This is a genomic window from Janthinobacterium woesei, assembly GCF_051380875.1.
GTDB lineage: Bacteria > Pseudomonadota > Gammaproteobacteria > Burkholderiales > Burkholderiaceae_D > Janthinobacterium.
The window spans coordinates 144,517-161,084 of the sequence record NZ_JBNYXW010000012.1 but is presented as its reverse complement, the minus strand read 5'-3'; the positions used below and the strand labels follow the sequence as shown (position 1 = coordinate 161,084).

13 protein-coding genes are annotated in these 16,568 nt (G+C 60.5%); 2 read left to right on the top strand and 11 right to left on the bottom strand.

The genetic code is table 11. The features are described 5' to 3' along the window. Positions 1–150: 150 nt before the first annotated feature. Positions 151–396, bottom strand: coding sequence for a hypothetical protein (locus ACQ4W6_RS15900; protein WP_436568142.1), 246 nt, complete (start codon positions 394–396; stop codon positions 151–153). Between ACQ4W6_RS15900 and ACQ4W6_RS15895 the strand changes: the two genes are divergently transcribed. Further along, positions 395–1,141 (top strand): PEP-CTERM sorting domain-containing protein, encoded by a 747-nt coding sequence (locus ACQ4W6_RS15895; RefSeq protein ID WP_436568141.1) that lies wholly within the window; start codon positions 395–397, stop codon positions 1,139–1,141. The two genes, ACQ4W6_RS15900 and ACQ4W6_RS15895, sit on opposite strands and share 2 nt — an antisense overlap. Before the next feature lie 53 nt (positions 1,142–1,194). On the opposite strand, the gene ACQ4W6_RS15890 is transcribed toward ACQ4W6_RS15895, so the two are convergent. Beyond that, entirely contained in the window at positions 1,195–2,217 is a 1,023-nt protein-coding gene (locus tag ACQ4W6_RS15890; RefSeq protein WP_436568140.1) for a TIGR03790 family protein, read from the bottom strand. Positions 2,218–2,644: 427 nt separating this feature from the next. On the opposite strand from ACQ4W6_RS15890, the gene ACQ4W6_RS15885 reads away from it, so the two are divergent. Beyond that, positions 2,645–3,232 (top strand): serine acetyltransferase, encoded by a 588-nt coding sequence (locus ACQ4W6_RS15885; protein ID WP_436568139.1) that lies wholly within the window; start codon positions 2,645–2,647, stop codon positions 3,230–3,232. Positions 3,233–3,257: 25 nt separating this feature from the next. Here ACQ4W6_RS15885 and ACQ4W6_RS15880 read toward each other — a convergent pair whose 3' ends face one another. The 9 genes from ACQ4W6_RS15880 to ACQ4W6_RS15840 form a co-directional block, all read right to left on the bottom strand. Continuing rightward, complete coding sequence (locus tag ACQ4W6_RS15880) at positions 3,258–4,712, bottom strand: mannose-1-phosphate guanylyltransferase/mannose-6-phosphate isomerase (RefSeq protein ID WP_436568138.1); 1,455 nt, start codon at positions 4,710–4,712, stop codon at positions 3,258–3,260. A 54-nt stretch (positions 4,713–4,766) separates the two neighbouring features. After that, a complete protein-coding gene (locus tag ACQ4W6_RS15875) occupies positions 4,767–6,029 on the bottom strand; it encodes a glycosyltransferase family 4 protein (RefSeq protein WP_436568137.1) in 1,263 nt (420 codons plus the stop codon). After that, positions 6,010–7,320 (bottom strand): nucleotide sugar dehydrogenase, encoded by a 1,311-nt coding sequence (locus ACQ4W6_RS15870; RefSeq protein WP_436568136.1) that lies wholly within the window; start codon positions 7,318–7,320, stop codon positions 6,010–6,012. The genes ACQ4W6_RS15875 and ACQ4W6_RS15870 overlap by 20 nt, the downstream gene beginning before the upstream one ends. Positions 7,321–7,331: 11 nt before the next feature. Then, entirely contained in the window at positions 7,332–9,329 is a 1,998-nt protein-coding gene (locus ACQ4W6_RS15865; RefSeq protein ID WP_436568135.1) for a heparinase II/III family protein, read from the bottom strand. Beyond that, positions 9,326–10,396 (bottom strand): glycosyltransferase family 4 protein, encoded by a 1,071-nt coding sequence (locus ACQ4W6_RS15860; protein ID WP_436568134.1) that lies wholly within the window; start codon positions 10,394–10,396, stop codon positions 9,326–9,328. The genes ACQ4W6_RS15865 and ACQ4W6_RS15860 overlap by 4 nt, the downstream gene beginning before the upstream one ends. A gap of 49 nt (positions 10,397–10,445) precedes the next feature. Continuing rightward, on the bottom strand, positions 10,446–11,789 hold the full coding sequence (locus ACQ4W6_RS15855) for a phenylacetate--CoA ligase family protein (RefSeq protein WP_495542724.1): 1,344 nt from the start codon (positions 11,787–11,789) through the stop codon (positions 10,446–10,448). A gap of 52 nt (positions 11,790–11,841) precedes the next feature. Continuing rightward, complete coding sequence (locus ACQ4W6_RS15850) at positions 11,842–12,831, bottom strand: glycosyltransferase family protein (RefSeq protein ID WP_436568132.1); 990 nt, start codon at positions 12,829–12,831, stop codon at positions 11,842–11,844. Positions 12,832–12,914: 83 nt separating this feature from the next. Then, complete coding sequence (locus ACQ4W6_RS15845; RefSeq protein ID WP_436568131.1) at positions 12,915–14,138, bottom strand: glycosyltransferase; 1,224 nt, start codon at positions 14,136–14,138, stop codon at positions 12,915–12,917. Positions 14,139–14,264: 126 nt separating this feature from the next. After that, complete coding sequence (locus ACQ4W6_RS15840) at positions 14,265–16,502, bottom strand: heparinase II/III domain-containing protein (protein ID WP_436568130.1); 2,238 nt, start codon at positions 16,500–16,502, stop codon at positions 14,265–14,267. Positions 16,503–16,568 lie beyond the last annotated feature (66 nt).

Genomic DNA, 16,568 nt, shown 5'->3' with positions numbered 1-16,568 from the left:
CACAATTAACAAAATTATTTCAGACTTGTTATTTGCATATTAAAGGCCGAGGATGACGACTTGATGACATTTGATTAAGCCGAATGGCGTAAATGTCTTGCAGCAGTGCGCTTGGTTGCTAGCTTATAAACAACAAAAAAATCATCCGATTTACTCAAGGGAAGCATTGATGGGAGAAATATGATATATTTCATGCAAATAAGTTTCAATCCTAATAAGAATTAATACTTTAAAGCTAAATGCAAGAGGATCGCAGGAGCAGGCCCCATCCACGCCAGCACCTTGAGTTGCCGATCTGACGATGCCCATAAAGGCGGCATCGCCGATTCCGGCAGAAATCCCATCTGGACGGCGTGCGCACGCGGGCCCGGATACACATTCAAAGAGATCAGCCATGCTAACAACCCTTACCCGACGCCCGACGAGCGCCCTGGTGCTTGCCACGGCACTAGCACTGTGCGGCGGAAATGCCCAGGCGCAAAGTGCGCAGCAACCGTCCACGACGGATGACAAGGGGTGCCAGGCAAATACATCTGGCGCGAATGGCAAGGCCAACGATGCCGACCTCGACGGTACCTACAGTGCCTGCAGCCTCGTCAATGGCTTCATTGGCTTCGGCGCACGCACCAATGACGGCACGAACCAGGCGCAGGAGTTTGGCACCGGCGAGTCCGATCAGGTACTGCGCAATCCGCAATTCGGCAAGCAGGACCATCGCATGGCGAACCTGCTGGCACAGCAGGGTGATGACAGCGCTGGCGCCGGCTCGCGTACCGGACGTTCCGGGGGCCAATACCGCTTCGGCGCACGTGATTTTGTTGCCGGGCAAGAGCAGCCACCGATTGACGATGCCGGTGGCTACCGCGGCGCGGCGCGCACCTACGCTGACGCGGGTAGCGCATATGCGCCACTGCTGTTTTCTTCCAGCAGCGAAACAGGTGCGCCTGACGGCCAAGCCGACGTGGGCGGTGGCGGCTCGGCTGGCGGCATCGACAGTGGCGGCAACACCATTGGTGGAGGCGGCGCCGTCGTGCCGCCCATCACTCCCGCCGTCCCGGAACCTGAAACCTGGGCCATGCTGCTGGCCGGCCTCGGCTTGCTGGCCTTTGCCGGACGCCGCAAGGCGGCCCGCACAGCATAAGAAAAAAGGCTCGCAAGAGCTTTTTTTCGTCTACCTAACCTGATCAGCGCTGATCAGCGCCGATATGTCGCATATGGCGCCGCCAGGGGATCACCGATAAACAATCCTTGCGCCGGCCACGCGACACTGCCCCAATAAGCTTCCAGCGCCGTCATGCCCGCCAGGTAGCGGCGCAGCAGGACGGTCGAATTGGGAAACTTTTGCCAGTAGTTGCAGGGCTCGCTGACGGTGCCATAACTGGCCGTCGCACCGGCTTCCAGCCAGCGCTGGCTGCTCATCTGCGCAGTCCCCTGCAGGTCCCCGCCAAACGAGGTCAGGTGGTCGGCCAGGGCGCCAGGCAGGAAGCGCAGGGTATCGAGCTTGGCAACCTTCGCCACGCCGGTCTGATACACCATGATGTCCTGCGCCCCTTCGAGAACGTCCGCCTTGAGGTTCTTGATCGTCAGCTTGCGCTGGCGCACGACCCCGGCCGGCGGAAAGAAGGCGGCACGGCTATTGCGCGCACCTTCGCTGGTGGTCAGATAATACGCACTGGCGGTCGGCACGGAAAAGCCGATGACCGTGCCGCGATCCACCACGGCCTTGGCTTCGTCCACAAAATCGACAGGCAAGAGCATCGACAAGCGCATGCCCATCTGGGTAAACGGTTGCTGCACATTGCTGTTGAAATAAGTGCTCGGCTTGCCTGGGCCGCAGGTCTTGCTGCATTGCGCGCCATCATAGCCCAGGGTATACGCGGAAGTAATGGCATTGCACTCGACCGCATAAGGGGCGCTCCACACCATCAGCACGGCCTGGATACCCGGCGTCAATTGCGCGTCGATGCGCTCCTTCAATTGCGCGAACTGATCTGCGCTGAGCTTGCGCGGACGGTTCGGGATATTCACGTGCACAACGTTCGCCACAGGGATGGCATGCGCCTGGCGGTAATACTCGCCCACTTCGATACTATTCGGCTCGGCATCGTTGATGACGATGGCCAGTTGCGACGGCTGCAATCGTGGCGCCGCTGGCGGCGCCTCGGCATGCGCGATGCCGGCGACCAGCGCCAGCGAAAAACAGAAAAAGTTACGCAATGGTGAATCTCGCCCGATGAGGTGGAATCGAAGCCGCCACGTGGCAGCCGCCAGCTGTGCCAGATGATTATAGCGCCATGCAATCGACAGGCGAAAAAAAGCTCTGTCCACGTCAAGCAGGGGAACTCCAGGTTTTTTCCCTGTGCCCCTGCTGTCTGACTGTGCATGTATCGAAAAAGTATGTTTCTTCATACGATTCCACCAAATGTGATGGCGGATGACGGCGTACCCACATAAACTTATCTTATCAAATCAGACATGGAAATAGCATAAATCAATTTTTTATGCTGCACTATTTTTAATTATTAATTTCCTTATGGCATCATTTCTCGATAGGTTAACAATGCTATTCGTTCAGTACAACAATATGGATAAGGTTATAATTATTAAAATAATACCAACCCGTTTTTAATGTACTGGGGCGCACATGTCAGCATGGATGGAGTTACAGGCAGATACCTATCGTCAATATGGCCGCAGCAGCGCGCTATTGACGCTTGCGGGCGTGATACGCAATCGCGCATTCCGAGTGGTGGCAACGGCCCGGCTGTGCCAGGCAGCGCGCAATGCCAAAGGTGCGGGGAAGTTGCTGCTGCCAGCATGCAAGCTACTACATCGATGCACTTCCTCGATGGCCGGCGTGGATTTCCCTTGGCAAACAAAAATTGGGGCCGGTTTTGCCCTGACGCATGGCTGGGGAATGGTCATGAGTCCTGCCGCAGTCATTGGCCGAAATGTGACATTATTTCATGGCGTAACGCTGGGGCGACGTGACCGCATTAGCGCAGATGGGCAGCGCATGACGGGCTACCCGACACTGGAAGATGAAGTATGGGTCGGTCCGCATGCGATCATAACGGGCGGCATCACTATCGGGCGCGGCAGCCGCATTGCGGGCGGCGCCGTCGTCAGCGAAAACATCCCCCCCTACTCCATCGTTGCAGGAAACCCTGGGAAAATCATCAAGAGCGACTGCATTCCCGACGTCATGCATCCGGCTCCGCTTGACGAGTAGTGCACCGCACAGCCCCAGGCGCACATCAGACACGCCGATACACATCCTCCAGGCGCACGATATCGTCCTCTCCCAGGTAACTGCCCGACTGCACCTCGATCAGGTGGAGCGGCAGCTTGCCCGGATTTTCCAGGCGATGCGTCATGCCGATGGGGATATAGGTCGATTCGTTCTCCGTTAGCAAGGTCACCTTGTCACCGCAAGTCACGCTGGCCGTGCCGCTGACCACCACCCAGTGTTCGGCGCGGTGGTGGTGCATTTGCAAGGACAACTTGCCGCCCGGATTGACGATGATGCGCTTGACCTGGAAGCGTTCGCCGATGTCGATGCCCTCATAACTGCCCCACGGGCGGTACACCTTGCGGTGCTGCTGGTGCTCGCTGCGGCCGGCCTGCTTCAAATGATCGACCACCTGCTTGACGCGCTGTACCTGGTCCTTGTGCGCGATCAGAATGGCGTCGTCCGTTTCCACCACCACCAGGTCTTGCACGCCGAGCACGGCGACCATGCGGCTTTCGGCGCGCACCAGGCAATTGCTCACGCCATCGAGGTACACGTCGCCGCGGACCACGTTGCCGCTGGCGTCGCCCGCCTGCACTTGCCACAGGGCCGACCAGGAGCCGACATCGCTCCAGCCGATGGCGGCCGGCAGCACCACCGCGTGCGCCGTCTGTTCCATGACGGCATAATCGATCGAGTCCGACGGACAGGCGGCGAAGGCTTTTTCTTCCAGGCGGCAGAAATCGAGGTCGCGGTAGCCGTCGCGCACGGCCGCCTCGCAAGCGGCCAGCATGGCTGGCTGGAAAGCACCCAGTTCGCCCAGATAGCGCTCGGCGCGGAACATGAACATGCCGCTGTTCCAGAAATAATTACCAGCAGCAAGGAAAGACTGCGCCGTGGCCAGGTCCGGCTTTTCCACGAAGCGCTCGACCTGGCAGCCCGCCCCGCCCTGCGCCACGGGCGCGCCGCTGCGGATATAGCCATAGCCCGTTTCCGGCGCCGTCGGCACGATGCCGAAGGTGGCCAGGGCGCCATTGCTGGCCAGCAGCGCCGCCTCGGCGATCGCCAAGTGGAACGCGGCGACATCGGTGATGACGTGGTCGGCCGGCAAAACCAGCATCAGTGCCTGCGGATCGATGGCCAGCAGGTAATGCGCCGCCACCGCCACGGCTGGCGCCGTATTGCGTCCCACCGGTTCGAGCAGGATACCCAGCGGCGCCAGGCCGATCTCGCGCAGTTGCTCGGCCACCATGAAGCGGTGCTCATTGCCGCACACCACCAGCGGCGGCATGATGTCGAAGTCGGCCAGCGCGCTATCACCGGCGCGGCGGTTGGGCAAGCAGTGCACGCGCAGCGCCGTCTCTTGCAGCATGGTCTTGTCCGTCACCAGCGGCAACAATTGCTTGGGCAACAGGGCGCGCGACAACGGCCACAAACGGGTGCCCGAACCGCCGGACAGGATGACTGGATAAATTTTCATGGTTTCACTTCGCAAACAGTTTATTGGGCAGCATACAGCGCCGCCGGCGCCTCCTTAGCGGCCGTCCTTGCTCAGCGTCACCGACGCGGCGGGCACGGCGCCGGGAAACAGGCGCGCATATGCGGCCAGCAGCTTCGGCGCCTCATATTCCCACTCCAGTTCATTGATCACGCGGTGGCGGCCAAACGCCCCCATCTGCTCGCGCAGGACCGGGTCATCGAGCAATTCGACGATCTTGCGTGCCATGTCGACGGGATCGTTTTTCAAGGCATACAAGGATGCCTGCTGCGCTGAAACCTTGCCCTCGGCCAGGTCAAACTGCACGATCGGCTTGCCCAGGGCCATGTACTCCATGATCTTGTTCATGGTCGACTTGTCGTTCATGTCGTTGGCCACATCGGGATTCACGCACACGTCGGCTGTATTGAGCATTTCCAGCAATTGCTGGTCAGGCACGCGGCCCGTGAAGGTGACGTAGTCGGCGATGCCCATGTCCTGCGCCATCTGCTGCATCTGTTCGAGCGACGTGCCGCCCCCCACCAGGCCGAACTGCACATCCTGGCGCCCCAGGGTCTGCACGATGTATTGCGCCGCCTGCAGCAGCAGGTCGATGCCTTCCTGCGCCCCCATCACGCCCACGTAGCCGACCAGGTAGGCGCGGCCCTTCTTGAGTTCCGGCACGGGCGGCAGCAAGCGCAAGCGGTCCAGCTTGGGACCGCTGCGCACCACGTACACGTCGTTCGGGTCCATGCCGCCCCGCTCGATGGCGATCTTCTTGTAGGACTCGTTGGTGGCGATCGACACGTCGGCGCTCTGGAACGACCAGCGCTCGAACAGCACCATCAGCTTGTAAAAGAAGTCGCGGCGGCCAAACTTGGCTTCATACAGCTCCGGGTTGATGTCGTGATGATCAAACAGGAAACGCTTGCCCATCGTCAACTTGAAGAAGCCGCCGATGAGGAACAGCAAATCGGGCGGATTGCAGGCGTGGATGACATCGAAGCCGCGCGCAAAATGCACTTTCCAGGCCAGGCGGAAGGTGTGGAACAGCGCCAGCGAGTATTCCACCAGGTAGCCCTTGGCCCCTTCCGCTTCCAGCGGCAGGTTGTAGCGGTAGATATGGATGCCGTCGATGGCTTCGTAACGCGACTCGTAACCCTTGCCCGTGGGACAGATGATCGACACTTCATAGCCGTTCGCATGCAAGGTAGTCGCTTCCTGCCACACGCGCCGGTCGAAGGGCGACGGCAGGTTTTCCACCAGGATCAGCACCCGCCGTGGCGCGCCTGCCACGTTCTTACCAGCAGATGCCGTCATATTGCTCTCCACTTTGTTCCTTGCTGATGCGCACCAGGTCGACGATGTGCTGGTGCGGCTTCAGGCTGCCTGGCACTGTCTTGAATTCGGCCGCGCCGTTGCCGATGACGATGGTGTCGGCAAAATCGAGCACGTCCTGCATGTTGTCCACCATCAGCTTGGAAATGTGCGGGATCATGTTCAGGATATAATCCTGGTTGGCGCCCGTCAAGGCCGCCAGATTGACGTTCTTGTCGTACAGCTTCAGCTCGTAGCCTTTGCCCAGCAGATACTCGATCACATCGACCAGCGGCGACTCGCGCAAATCATCCGTGCCGGCCTTGAACGAGAAGCCCAGGATGCCCACCTTGCGCGCCCCCTTGTCGGTAATCATCTTGATGCCCTTTTCCACCTGCCGCAGGTTCGACGGCAGGATGGAGTTGAGCAATGGCAAGTCCAGGTCCAGGGTGCGCGCCTTGTAGGTCAGCGCACGCACGTCTTTCGGCAGGCATGAGCCGCCGAAGGCGAAGCCTGGCTTCATGTAGTACGGCGACAGGTTCAGCTTGGTGTCCTGGCAGAAAATCTCCATCACCTTGTGGCCGTCGATGCCGACCGCCTTGCAGATATTGCCGATCTCGTTCGCAAACGCCACTTTCACGGCATGCCAGGTATTGTCCGTGTACTTGACCATCTCGGCCGTTTCGACATCGGTGCGCACCAGCGGCGCATCCATTTTTGCGTACAGCTGCACCAGCAGCGCGCCGGCCTTTTCATCGGATTCGCCGATGACGGTCTTGGGCGGATGGTAGTAATCGTGGACGGCCGTGCCTTCACGCAGAAATTCCGGGTTGTTGCACACGCCGAAATCGACGCCAGCGACCTTGCCCGACGCCGCTTCCAGGGTCGGGATCACCAGCGAACGCATGGAGCCTGGCAGCATGGTGCTGCGCGCCACGACAACGTGGAAAGTGTCCTTTTCGCGGATGGCGGCGCCGATTTCCTCGCATACCTTGCGCACGTGGCGCAGGTCCAGGTTGCCGTTCAGCTGCGACGGCGTGCCCACGCAGATCAGCGACATGTCCGAGCCGAAGACGGCGTCGCGCACGTCCGCCGTGGCGCGCAGATGGCCGCTTTTCACGGTGGCGGCGATCATTTCGCCGATATCTTTCTCGATGATGGGGGTGTTGCCCTGGTTGATCAGGTCCACCTTGGTCTTGTTCGGATCGACACCGATCACTTCATGTCCATCCGTTGCCAGGCAGCCTGCCGATACCGCACCCACGTAGCCGAGGCCAAAAATACTGATTTTCAAAATATTCTCCCTTAATAAATAGCCGGCGACGTCAACGCCATCAGCTCGATGTGCGTCACGATTTCAGTTGTCCCTTGCACCTTCACGCGCCAGACGGCGCTGGCAATCGGTGATTTCTCATCGAAACGGCGCGAGATCCACCCGCCAGGCGGCGTATCGCTGCCGACCATGATTTCCGGCGCGCCATGCGAACAGCACATGCGCAAGCCGGAGCGTTGTCCCTGTGCCTGCAATTGCCCATCGTCAACAGTCACCATACAGTGGTCGCCGAACTGCCAATGCACGGCAATTTCATGTACATTTATACATTGTAATATGTCTTTTACAACAATGCATTTATTATTAAGGTTGAACTCGATACGACGCCGGTGCAGCACGGGATCGGCCAGCCGGCGATAGCCGTCGTGCTCGCCTTCAAAAACTTGCACATCAGAATTCGTTTCATGAGCAATCATGCGCGCATTGGCTTTTTTCAGCCACATGAAATTGCCGCCGATTTCAGACTGGTCCACACCATCGACAGACACCGTGTTGTGCGCCGCCGTGCTGCGGAAGTAGTCGCGCCACTTTTTTTGCGTGTGGTAGGCGTAGGTGCCCGGATCGGTCAGCAACTCCTCGCCGCCGACGGAAAGAGTGAACGCCAGCGCATCGGCATGGCCGTGCGCGGCGATCGACAGGTAGCCGAGCGGTGCGCAGTCGACCACCAGACGCACCTCGTTCGACGTGCCGAAGCCACCGCCGAGCAGGTAGTATCCCCCCTCGGGAAAGGCCAGCACGGGCGCCTCCGGCACGCTGGCGTCGAGCGCCATCCACTGTTGCAAGCCCGCGACACCGAATAGCCAGCGGTTCTTGTCGTCGAAAGCGCCAGCCTTGCGCTTGAAGTCGGCGCGGCCAAACAGCACGGCGCAGCTGGCCAGCAGCGAGCGGTAGGGATTCCAGCCCGATTCGTGCGCCAGGCGCACCATCTGCGCATCATCGGCGTCGCCCGTCATCGGCACGTTGCCGCCCACATCCATCAGCGCGGCGATGAAGCCGGCCAGGCGCTCCAGGCGCGCCAAGTAGGCGGCAGAAAAGCCGGCGCCATTCGCGCGCCCGATCAAGTGACACAACAGCATCATGTCCATGACTTCATGCTGATAGTAGACGGCTTGCTCGCGGTTCACGCCATCGGGCGTATTTTGCTTCAGCGCCTCTTCTTCCAGCCCCTTGCGCGCCAACGCCTGCCACTGCTTGCTGATGGGCCAGCAGGGCCACACGGTACTGGCGACAAACAAGCCCATGTACTCACCGAACAAATGATTGTTGGCCGACGAATGACGGGAAAAATAACCGGCGATAAAGTGACCATGCTGGTAAATGGCGTCCAGCCACTGGCGCTGGAAGCGCTGGCCCGCTTCGCCCTGGAACAGCGGCGACGCCAGGCCGCCGAGCAATTCCCAGGCGCAAGCCCAATTCAGCAGGCGCAGCGCCAGTTCAAGCGAGCTGGTCCAGTGCACGCCCAGGGGATACGGGCATTGCTCAAACCAGGATTCCAGCAGCACGCGCGCGCCATCGGCGTAGCGCTGCTCGCCCGTCGCCTTCCAGGCCTGCGCCAGCGCCACCAATTCCAGGTGGCGGTTCGGCTCCCACAGATATTTGATGTCGCCAACCACTTTTTCGCTACGGTAATCGATCTGCTTGCCCAGCATCAAAGGCGCGACCGTGCCCGTCTTCGGGTCGCGGTTCCATTGCGGCGGGAAACCTAACGCCGCGCCGCGCAGGGCAAACACATTCCAGCGGCCCGCCAGTACGGCGTCGGCGGCGGCGCGCAAGGCGGCGATATCGGTATCGCAGCCATTACCAGCCAGAAACGGCTGGCCCATGCGTGCCAGTTGCGGCGCCGGCACGCTGCGCAGCAAGCCGATACCGAACTTGCTGGCTTTTTTCTGTAACAGCTGCTGCACGCGCCAGGCGATTTCTGGCGCGCCCATCAGTTTCAAGCGGTTGATTTTCCACGCTAAAGTTGTCATACAGCAGGCATTCCCAAGTCGGCATACATTTTTTCCAGCAGCGGCATGACCGCAGTGGTGGCAAACTGGCGTTCCACCTTGCGGCGCGCCGCCGCGCCCATTCTTTGCGCCAGCGCATCGTCAGACAACAGCTGTTCGATCCGCTGGGCGAGTCCCGCGACATCGCCGGGCGCAAGCAAATACCCTTCCACGCCATCCTCGATGGCTTCGGGAATGCCGCCGACGGACGTGGCGATCACCGGCACGCCGCAAGCCATCGCTTCCAGTATGCTCATCGGCAAGCCCTCGAAATACGAAGGCAGGACGTAGATGCGGCAACTATCGAGCAAACGCGTCTTTTGCTCGCCCTGTACCCAGCCCAGCAAGTCGACGTGGCGCGCCACGCCGAGCGCCTCGACTTGTTGCTGCACGGCAGCACGGTCGCCATCGCCGCCCAGCGCCAGGCGCAGCGATGGACAACGCTGCGCCAGCCCGGCACACGCCAGCAACAGATCATCGACGCCCTTGGCTTTACCTAATTTACCAAGAAACAAGACACTCCCCGCTGCGCGCGAGGCCCAGGCTGCGACACCGGCCGGCAGCGCCACCGGGTTGAAGATGGTCTCGACGTGCGGATTGCGGCTGATGCTGCTCACCCACGCCTGCCAGCCGCTCGACAGCACCAGCACGCGAGAAACATGATTGAAAATGTAGCGGATATAAGCTTGCCGCAAGGGGCCGCATTGCTGCCCATAAAAGACGGCAAAGCCGCCACCGTGCAAATGCAGGATGCTGGGAATCCGGCACAGGAAAGCGAGCAGGAAAAAGCCCGACTTGCGCCAGAAACTGGCATGCGATGCGACATGCACATGGATCAGGCCCACCTGGCCTGTCAGCAGCATGCCCAGAAAACGCGCATAGGCGCACAGCATGATGCGCAGCTTGGCAGCGGGGCCGCCATCGCAGTGCGTAGCCAGATAATGCACGCGATAGCGCTCGAACAGGCCCGTACTTTCATACACCCGCGCCACGGCGGCAATGCCGCCCATGGTGTTCAAGCTGGTGCCAACCATCAGAATTTTTTTCATCTCGACCCAGGTAATGTATGCATCGGCCACCAGCAAGCGGGGGCGCTGTCTAGGCGTTTACGGGCGCCTGCGTCTCGTTGACCACCCAACGGAATTTTCCCGCGGCCGTATTCGGCAAGGCGTCTTTCAGCACCACGTCCACATTCACGCCGGCATCGACCATGGTATGTATATTCTCAAGCAACTTGCGCTTGTCGGCATCGCAGAAGGCGGGGGCGGGCAGCAGGCGCACTTCCCAACGCGCGGCACCGACCTGCGCTACCTGCGACTTGAGGATGTGGTCGACGCCCTTGAAAGCAAACGTCAGCACCGACGGGCTGATCACGGCGCCACCGCTGCCGGTGATGCTGTCCTCGAACTTTCCCGTTACCGGTTCGATCATGGGAAATGGCCTGCCGCACGCGCAGCGGCCCGGTTTCCAGCGGCTGCGGTCGCTGAGCCGGTAACGCAGCAGCGGCATCGCCAGGTTATGGTAGGTGGTTCCCACCACGAAGCCTTCGCCAGCCGTCGCGGCGCCATGTTCATCGACGATTTCAACATGGGAATAATCGCTGTTCACATGCATATTGCCATGCTCGCATTCGGTGGCGAAGGCCACGCGCTCGGCCATGCCATACATATCCATGATGGTCACACCCAGCCGCTCGACTATCAGCGCCCGCTGGTGCGGATACAAGGGTTCGGATGCCGTAAACACATACGGGATGGCGAGGCGCCGGCCGCGCCGCTGCAACAAGCCGGCAAGGGTATAGGCCGTCGATGGATAGGCTTGCAACATGGCCGGCGCCGCCTGTTCCAGGCGGTCGATGATGGCGTCGGCATGCGCTTCGGTCAGATGGCGCGACGACAACAGCAACTGGCGGTTGTAGCGGTTCCAGAACCAGAACGGCGGCGTGCTCTGGTTAATGCCGGCAACCATGTCACCGCGCAAGGTGGCCCGCGTCATCCGTGGCGTGTAGCCGGACCAGCTCCAATGGCGCTGGATGAAGGCGTTTTCCATCAACACCGACTGCATGCTGCGAAAGATCGTCAACGGCGTGCCGGTGGTGCCACTGGTCTGGCCCACCGCCTGCCACGGCAATTTGCGCCCCTGCTGCGGATATAGCGCGGCACGCTGCGCAAGCAGGGTCGCCTTGTCGATCACGGGAAAGTGTTCGCGCAGCACCTGCGCCGCCTGGGCGGGCGTAAAACCGCTGGGCGCGGCCGCATAATACGGCAGCGTGCGGATCGCATGCTGCATACTGGCATGCAAGCGCAACTGCGCGTCATGCGCCAATTCATCCACGCTCATGCGCTCATGCGCCGCCAGGCGGTGCATCGCGCGCTGCAACAGAAAATTATCGCGCAACATCGCCCGCATGCCAAAACGCAATTCGTTCTTGATCGAAGACATCGTCACAGTGGCCCCCGCAACGGCACTTCCTGCAGGAAAGGGTGCCTGGCCATCAGAGCAGCAGGAAACGGTGAATTTCTTCACCTGGGCTGCCACTATGGGCCAGGCGGCGTTCTGCCTGCATGATGGCGTCGCTGAGTACCTGGCGGAAGGCGCCATCGGCAATGGCGCGAGCGAGCGTGGCGCGCATGGCCTCGACATCATCGTGCGGCACGAAGCCCGGGTAGTCGCTGCCAAGATAGGCTTCGATCGCCTCATGGCGCGTCGCCACAAGCGGTTTGCGATTGCGCAACACGCGCAACAGCACGCTTTGTCCGCACGCTTCGCCCTGACCTTTCAAGGGCATGGCTACCACGCGGCTGGCGGCCAGCAGACTCTCGAACTGGGCCTCCGGCAAATCCAGGTGCAGCGTCACGCGACTCTGCGCTGGCACGACGACATGATTGCGTTCCGTGGCCACGACTACCAGCGGCGCATCGACGCCCGCCATGGCCTGCAGCAGCAAGTCGTAGTCGCGGTTGGAATAGCCGCCGGCAAAAACGTAATCACCTTCAACCGCCGCGTCGGCGCCGCCAAAACCGTAGAGTTCCTGCCGCCACTGGTGGAGATGCACATCTTGCGGCGCCATGCCGACCGCCTGGATCAGATTATCGCCCTCGCCTTTCGAAAAGGCGATGAAACCCATGCCGGGAAAACGCAAGGCACGCCAGACCAGGTTGACACAGCGGCGCGCCCGCATGGAATGGACGAAACACGCCATCACCAGTACCTTGCGCGGACGCCATACCAGGCCGCAGCGTATCATCGCCAGGATCGGCAGCGCTTGCCAGCCTAGCAGCAGCACAACATCGTCCTTGCCCCACAGCTTGCGCACGCCCCACAGCTTGGGCGAGACCATGCCTACGAGGATCGACAGCTTGCCGCGAAACGATGAGCCGCGGACCCGCTCCGGTCCCACATTGCAGACCTGGGCGCCCTGTTGCTGTAGATAAGCAATAACGTCCTGATAACCACCAGCTTGGGAAAGGATAATTTGAATCATGAGAGAAACACTTTCAAAAAAACATTATCACATAGCATAACGACATCGTCCACCGTTTTGCTGGTGCACAGAATTACTACATATTATGAATTTTTGGCAATTGTTTCCTTGTAGGTAAACGACAAATGCTGCGCCAGCACGCGGTAACTGCGCGTCGCGTCGATGTAGGCCGGGCCACTGGCTGCGCGCAAGCGCGCTGCTGGCAAGTCAGCAAGAATGGCGCCCATTTGCGCGGCCATCGCATCGGCGTTGCTGAGACTCAGCCACCCCGCAGCGCTGGTGCACAGCACGTTTTCCTGATCCGGGCTATCGTTGCCGACGCTCGGCATGCCCAGCGCCAGGTATTCGAGCAGCTTGGTCGGCGAACTGTAGTCGAACAGCACACCGCGTGGCACATAAGACAGCGCCACATCGGCGCCACGCAACAGTGACAGTGCCTGCAACGATGGCAGCCAGCCTGTCACGTGCACGGCATCGGCAAGGCCCAGCCGGCAGGCATGGGCCAGCAGCGCTGGCACATCGGCGGCGGTCGGCGAAGCACCGATCAGCAACAGGCGCGCGGAAGGATGATTGCGGCGCAACACCTGCAGGGCCTCGAGCAGCATGCCCAGCTCACGCGAACGATCGAGCGTGCCCAGGTAGGCCAGCACGGGAACATCTTCCCAGCCAGCCAGGCGCCGTGGCGCGATCGCATCGGCGTGCAGGATTTCCATGTCGACTCCCATCGGCACGGCCGTCAGCTTTTCCGCCGGAATGCCACCTTCCACCATCAGGGCCTTCATGGCTTCGCTTTGCACGAAGACGTGGTTCGCCCCCTTGAGCACGACCTTGTACAGCAGGAAACGCTCGATCAATCCCTTGAGCAAAACAACATGGTAGCGGCGCCCGCCGCCTGCGGCAATTTCCGCGCGCGCACGCGCGATACGCCCCTCGCTCATCAGAAATGATACCCAGTATGCAAACGGAATGCCCTTGCAGCGCGCAAGCAACATGGAGAGCAAGCCGATCGACACCATGTCGCGCACCTGTATCAGGTGGCACTGGTCCTTGCGGGCAGTGCCAACGCGCCGCAGGCAGAGCTTGAAAAATGCCCATTCCTGGCGCATGCGGCTGGACTGCACGGCCGGCCGCGCCTGGCTCGCATAAGCGCCATCGGGCAATGCCCCCTCGCCGGCCTTGCCGACGATATCGCAGACCACGCCGTGGCGCGGCAGGTACTTCCCGAACAGGGTAGCAACATCGGCACGGAAAGTCGGCAAAGGCTCTGGCACCAATTGCAACAAACGAAAGACGCTGTGTGGTTTCAAAGTAAGACACCATGACAGGCCCGCAAAAAACGGGCGCACAAAAGAAAGAGCGATGGCTGAGAATCAGCCATCGCTCGCGAGGAGCACGCCCATGATAACCGTGGCTCCGTTTTATGTTAATAAAAATTAGTTATTTGGAATCACAATTGACTGTCCGTCAATCGTCAGCGTGCGTCCGGTAGTGCTCGGTGCACTGAGCTTGTAGGGCAAATTATTGCAGCCCACATCAAGCAGCACGAGGAACTCGCCGCTCGTTGCTGCAGGCTTGACGAAGGCGCCATGCGCTTCGAACTTGCCCGCCTTCGGCGGCGGCCCGCTGCGCGCCTGGTAGGTGACCGGCTCGCTGGAGATGGAGCGCGCGCACAATTTGCGATCCACGTTGAGGATGGAAACGGAGCCATCGGCTTGTGCCACGATAGGCGCGGCCGCGTGCAAATTCCATTCGAACTTGTGGGGCGCCGGCGCGGCCAGCAGGTCTTGCACCACCACCACGTTCTTCGACCGGAAATACCACACTTTGCGCAAAGCTTTGCTCAGCACGCTGCCATAGGCATTGAGCGCGTCGCCGGCCGTATAGTCGAGAGCGGGCGTGGTGGCGAAACTGAGAACCTTGCCATTGCGCCCCAGATTGACCGTATTGCCGTCAATCAGCTGACCGATGCCGCCATCGAAAGTAATGGCATTGTGCGCGCGAGTCTGGCGGTACCAGGAATGGAACAGCGGGGAGCCGTACCAATCCATATAGCCGCTGTCGATCAGCAGAGGGCGTCCGCCGCTGGACAGGAGCAGGCTGTTCTGGTCGCCGTGACTGTGATTGTAGGAACCAAACGGACTGGACTTGAAATACACGGAGGTGCGGGCGCGATCGCCCAGATCGCTATGCATGGCAACCCAGCCTATGCTCGGATACAGCGCGGCATTCGGCGGCGCGACCGATGTTGCTGCCCGCGTGTAAGGCAGCGGATAGGGAGCTTGCAGCAAGGTGAGGAAATCCTCGTCGCCAGCGATATTACGCGCATACCAGGCAGCAGTGGGGGTCGAGGAGCGCGATGCAAAAGCCTTCATGTAGCGGAAATCCGGCGTCAGCTCGCTTTCATCGCCAAAGGCGTGGGTCACCGCACCGGGCGGTACGAAATGGGCGAAGAATTGCAGGAAGCCGTTGGACCAGGGTTTGGCAAAGATGTTCACGCCCGTCGCCTCTAACAAGGGCTGCCATATCTGCAAAGCGAGATCAGCCGTGTATTGCCCATACGCAGTGCCATTCGCAAAACCGCCTTCCGGGCCGCTCCATGCATACACGGTGTTGACGTAGGAACGGAAGGAGAAGTCAAACCAGGTGCTGGCCTGAGGCAATTCACCCAGCGCCAGCGTTGAAATCAGCGCCAGAAAACCCAGGTTGGTGCCACCGTGCGAATCATACGGATACTGGTCCAGCCGGTTATTACTGCCACTCAGGTCATTGTAGATATCCGTGGTGCGCAAGTTGACCGTATTGAGCCAGGCGGCGCGGCGCGGCGCATCGATTTCGGCGGACAAGAAGTCGATTGCCTTGATCAGCGACAGCGCAATCACGCGCGTGCCCTGGTCCTGATTCACATAGCTGGTCGGGCCGGTGGCACTGAGACGGGAAAACTGATCGCCGCGCACGAATGCTTCTTTCAGGTAGCGCGCCTCGCCCGTCAGGCGGTACAGCAATGCCGCCGATTCCAGCTGGCGCCCCGTCGTATTGATGCGCGTGCGGATATTCGCGTTCTGCGCACTCAGCGCAGCCGTCGCCACGCCCGTGTTCACCAGCGGCCAGTCGCTGTCCTGCACGGCAGCCATGTTGCTTATCTTGTAGCTCACTTCATTGATCATGTTGGCCAGTGGCACGGCGCGCTCCGTGCGCATGGCCGCAGGCCATTGGGAGGCCTTGAGGAAACCCGGCGCCAGCATGCGCGGCCGCGCGTGTTTCTTGACGTTGTCGCTCACAACCTTGCTGTCTGGCAGGATAAACAAGGCAACGCTGCTATCGATGGTGAAAGTGCGCGGCGTCGACCATTCCGTCGTCGTGGCAGGGCGAACGCGCCAGGAGTAGTTGCCAGGAGCATACGCGGCAGTGGGCAAGAACCAGTTGCGCTCAGTCGTGTAGGTATACACCACTGCACCCTTCAAGCTCACTTCCAGCACATAGGAAGCAGGCCGGGTTTTATGCTGGGACCAGGAAAAACTGGGGGGATTCTGTGGCTGTCGCTGATTATCATTGGGCAGGGGTTTGATTGCCTCGATATCGGGTGCGATGACCCAGTCTGCGCGGCTGGCGCCGCTGACACTCAGGCTGGCAAGGATGAGCAAGCGAAGCAGCGTCGCTGTAGGAAACGTCATGAGAGTAGCTCCAAATAAGGAAAACCAAAAGCACACCACGTGGCACGCGGCACCATACCTGAATTA

Bases quoted from the DNA above. Each gene is read 5' to 3' on its own strand.
- ACQ4W6_RS15900 (WP_436568142.1), bottom strand. From the start codon at position 396: ATGGCTGATCTCTTTGAATGTGTATCCGGGCCCGCGTGCGCACGCCGT.
- ACQ4W6_RS15850 (WP_436568132.1), bottom strand. From the start codon at position 12,831: ATGATTCAAATTATCCTTTCCCAAGCTGGTGGTTATCAGGACGTTATT.
- ACQ4W6_RS15895 (WP_436568141.1), top strand. From the start codon at position 395: ATGCTAACAACCCTTACCCGACGCCCGACGAGCGCCCTGGTGCTTGCC.
- ACQ4W6_RS15855 (WP_495542724.1), bottom strand. From the start codon at position 11,789: ATGTCTTCGATCAAGAACGAATTGCGTTTTGGCATGCGGGCGATGTTG.
- ACQ4W6_RS15840 (WP_436568130.1), bottom strand. From the start codon at position 16,502: ATGACGTTTCCTACAGCGACGCTGCTTCGCTTGCTCATCCTTGCCAGC.
- ACQ4W6_RS15865 (WP_436568135.1), bottom strand. From the start codon at position 9,329: ATGACAACTTTAGCGTGGAAAATCAACCGCTTGAAACTGATGGGCGCG.
- ACQ4W6_RS15880 (WP_436568138.1), bottom strand. From the start codon at position 4,712: ATGAAAATTTATCCAGTCATCCTGTCCGGCGGTTCGGGCACCCGTTTG.
- ACQ4W6_RS15875 (WP_436568137.1), bottom strand. From the start codon at position 6,029: ATGACGGCATCTGCTGGTAAGAACGTGGCAGGCGCGCCACGGCGGGTG.
- ACQ4W6_RS15885 (WP_436568139.1), top strand. From the start codon at position 2,645: ATGTCAGCATGGATGGAGTTACAGGCAGATACCTATCGTCAATATGGC.
- ACQ4W6_RS15860 (WP_436568134.1), bottom strand. From the start codon at position 10,396: ATGAAAAAAATTCTGATGGTTGGCACCAGCTTGAACACCATGGGCGGC.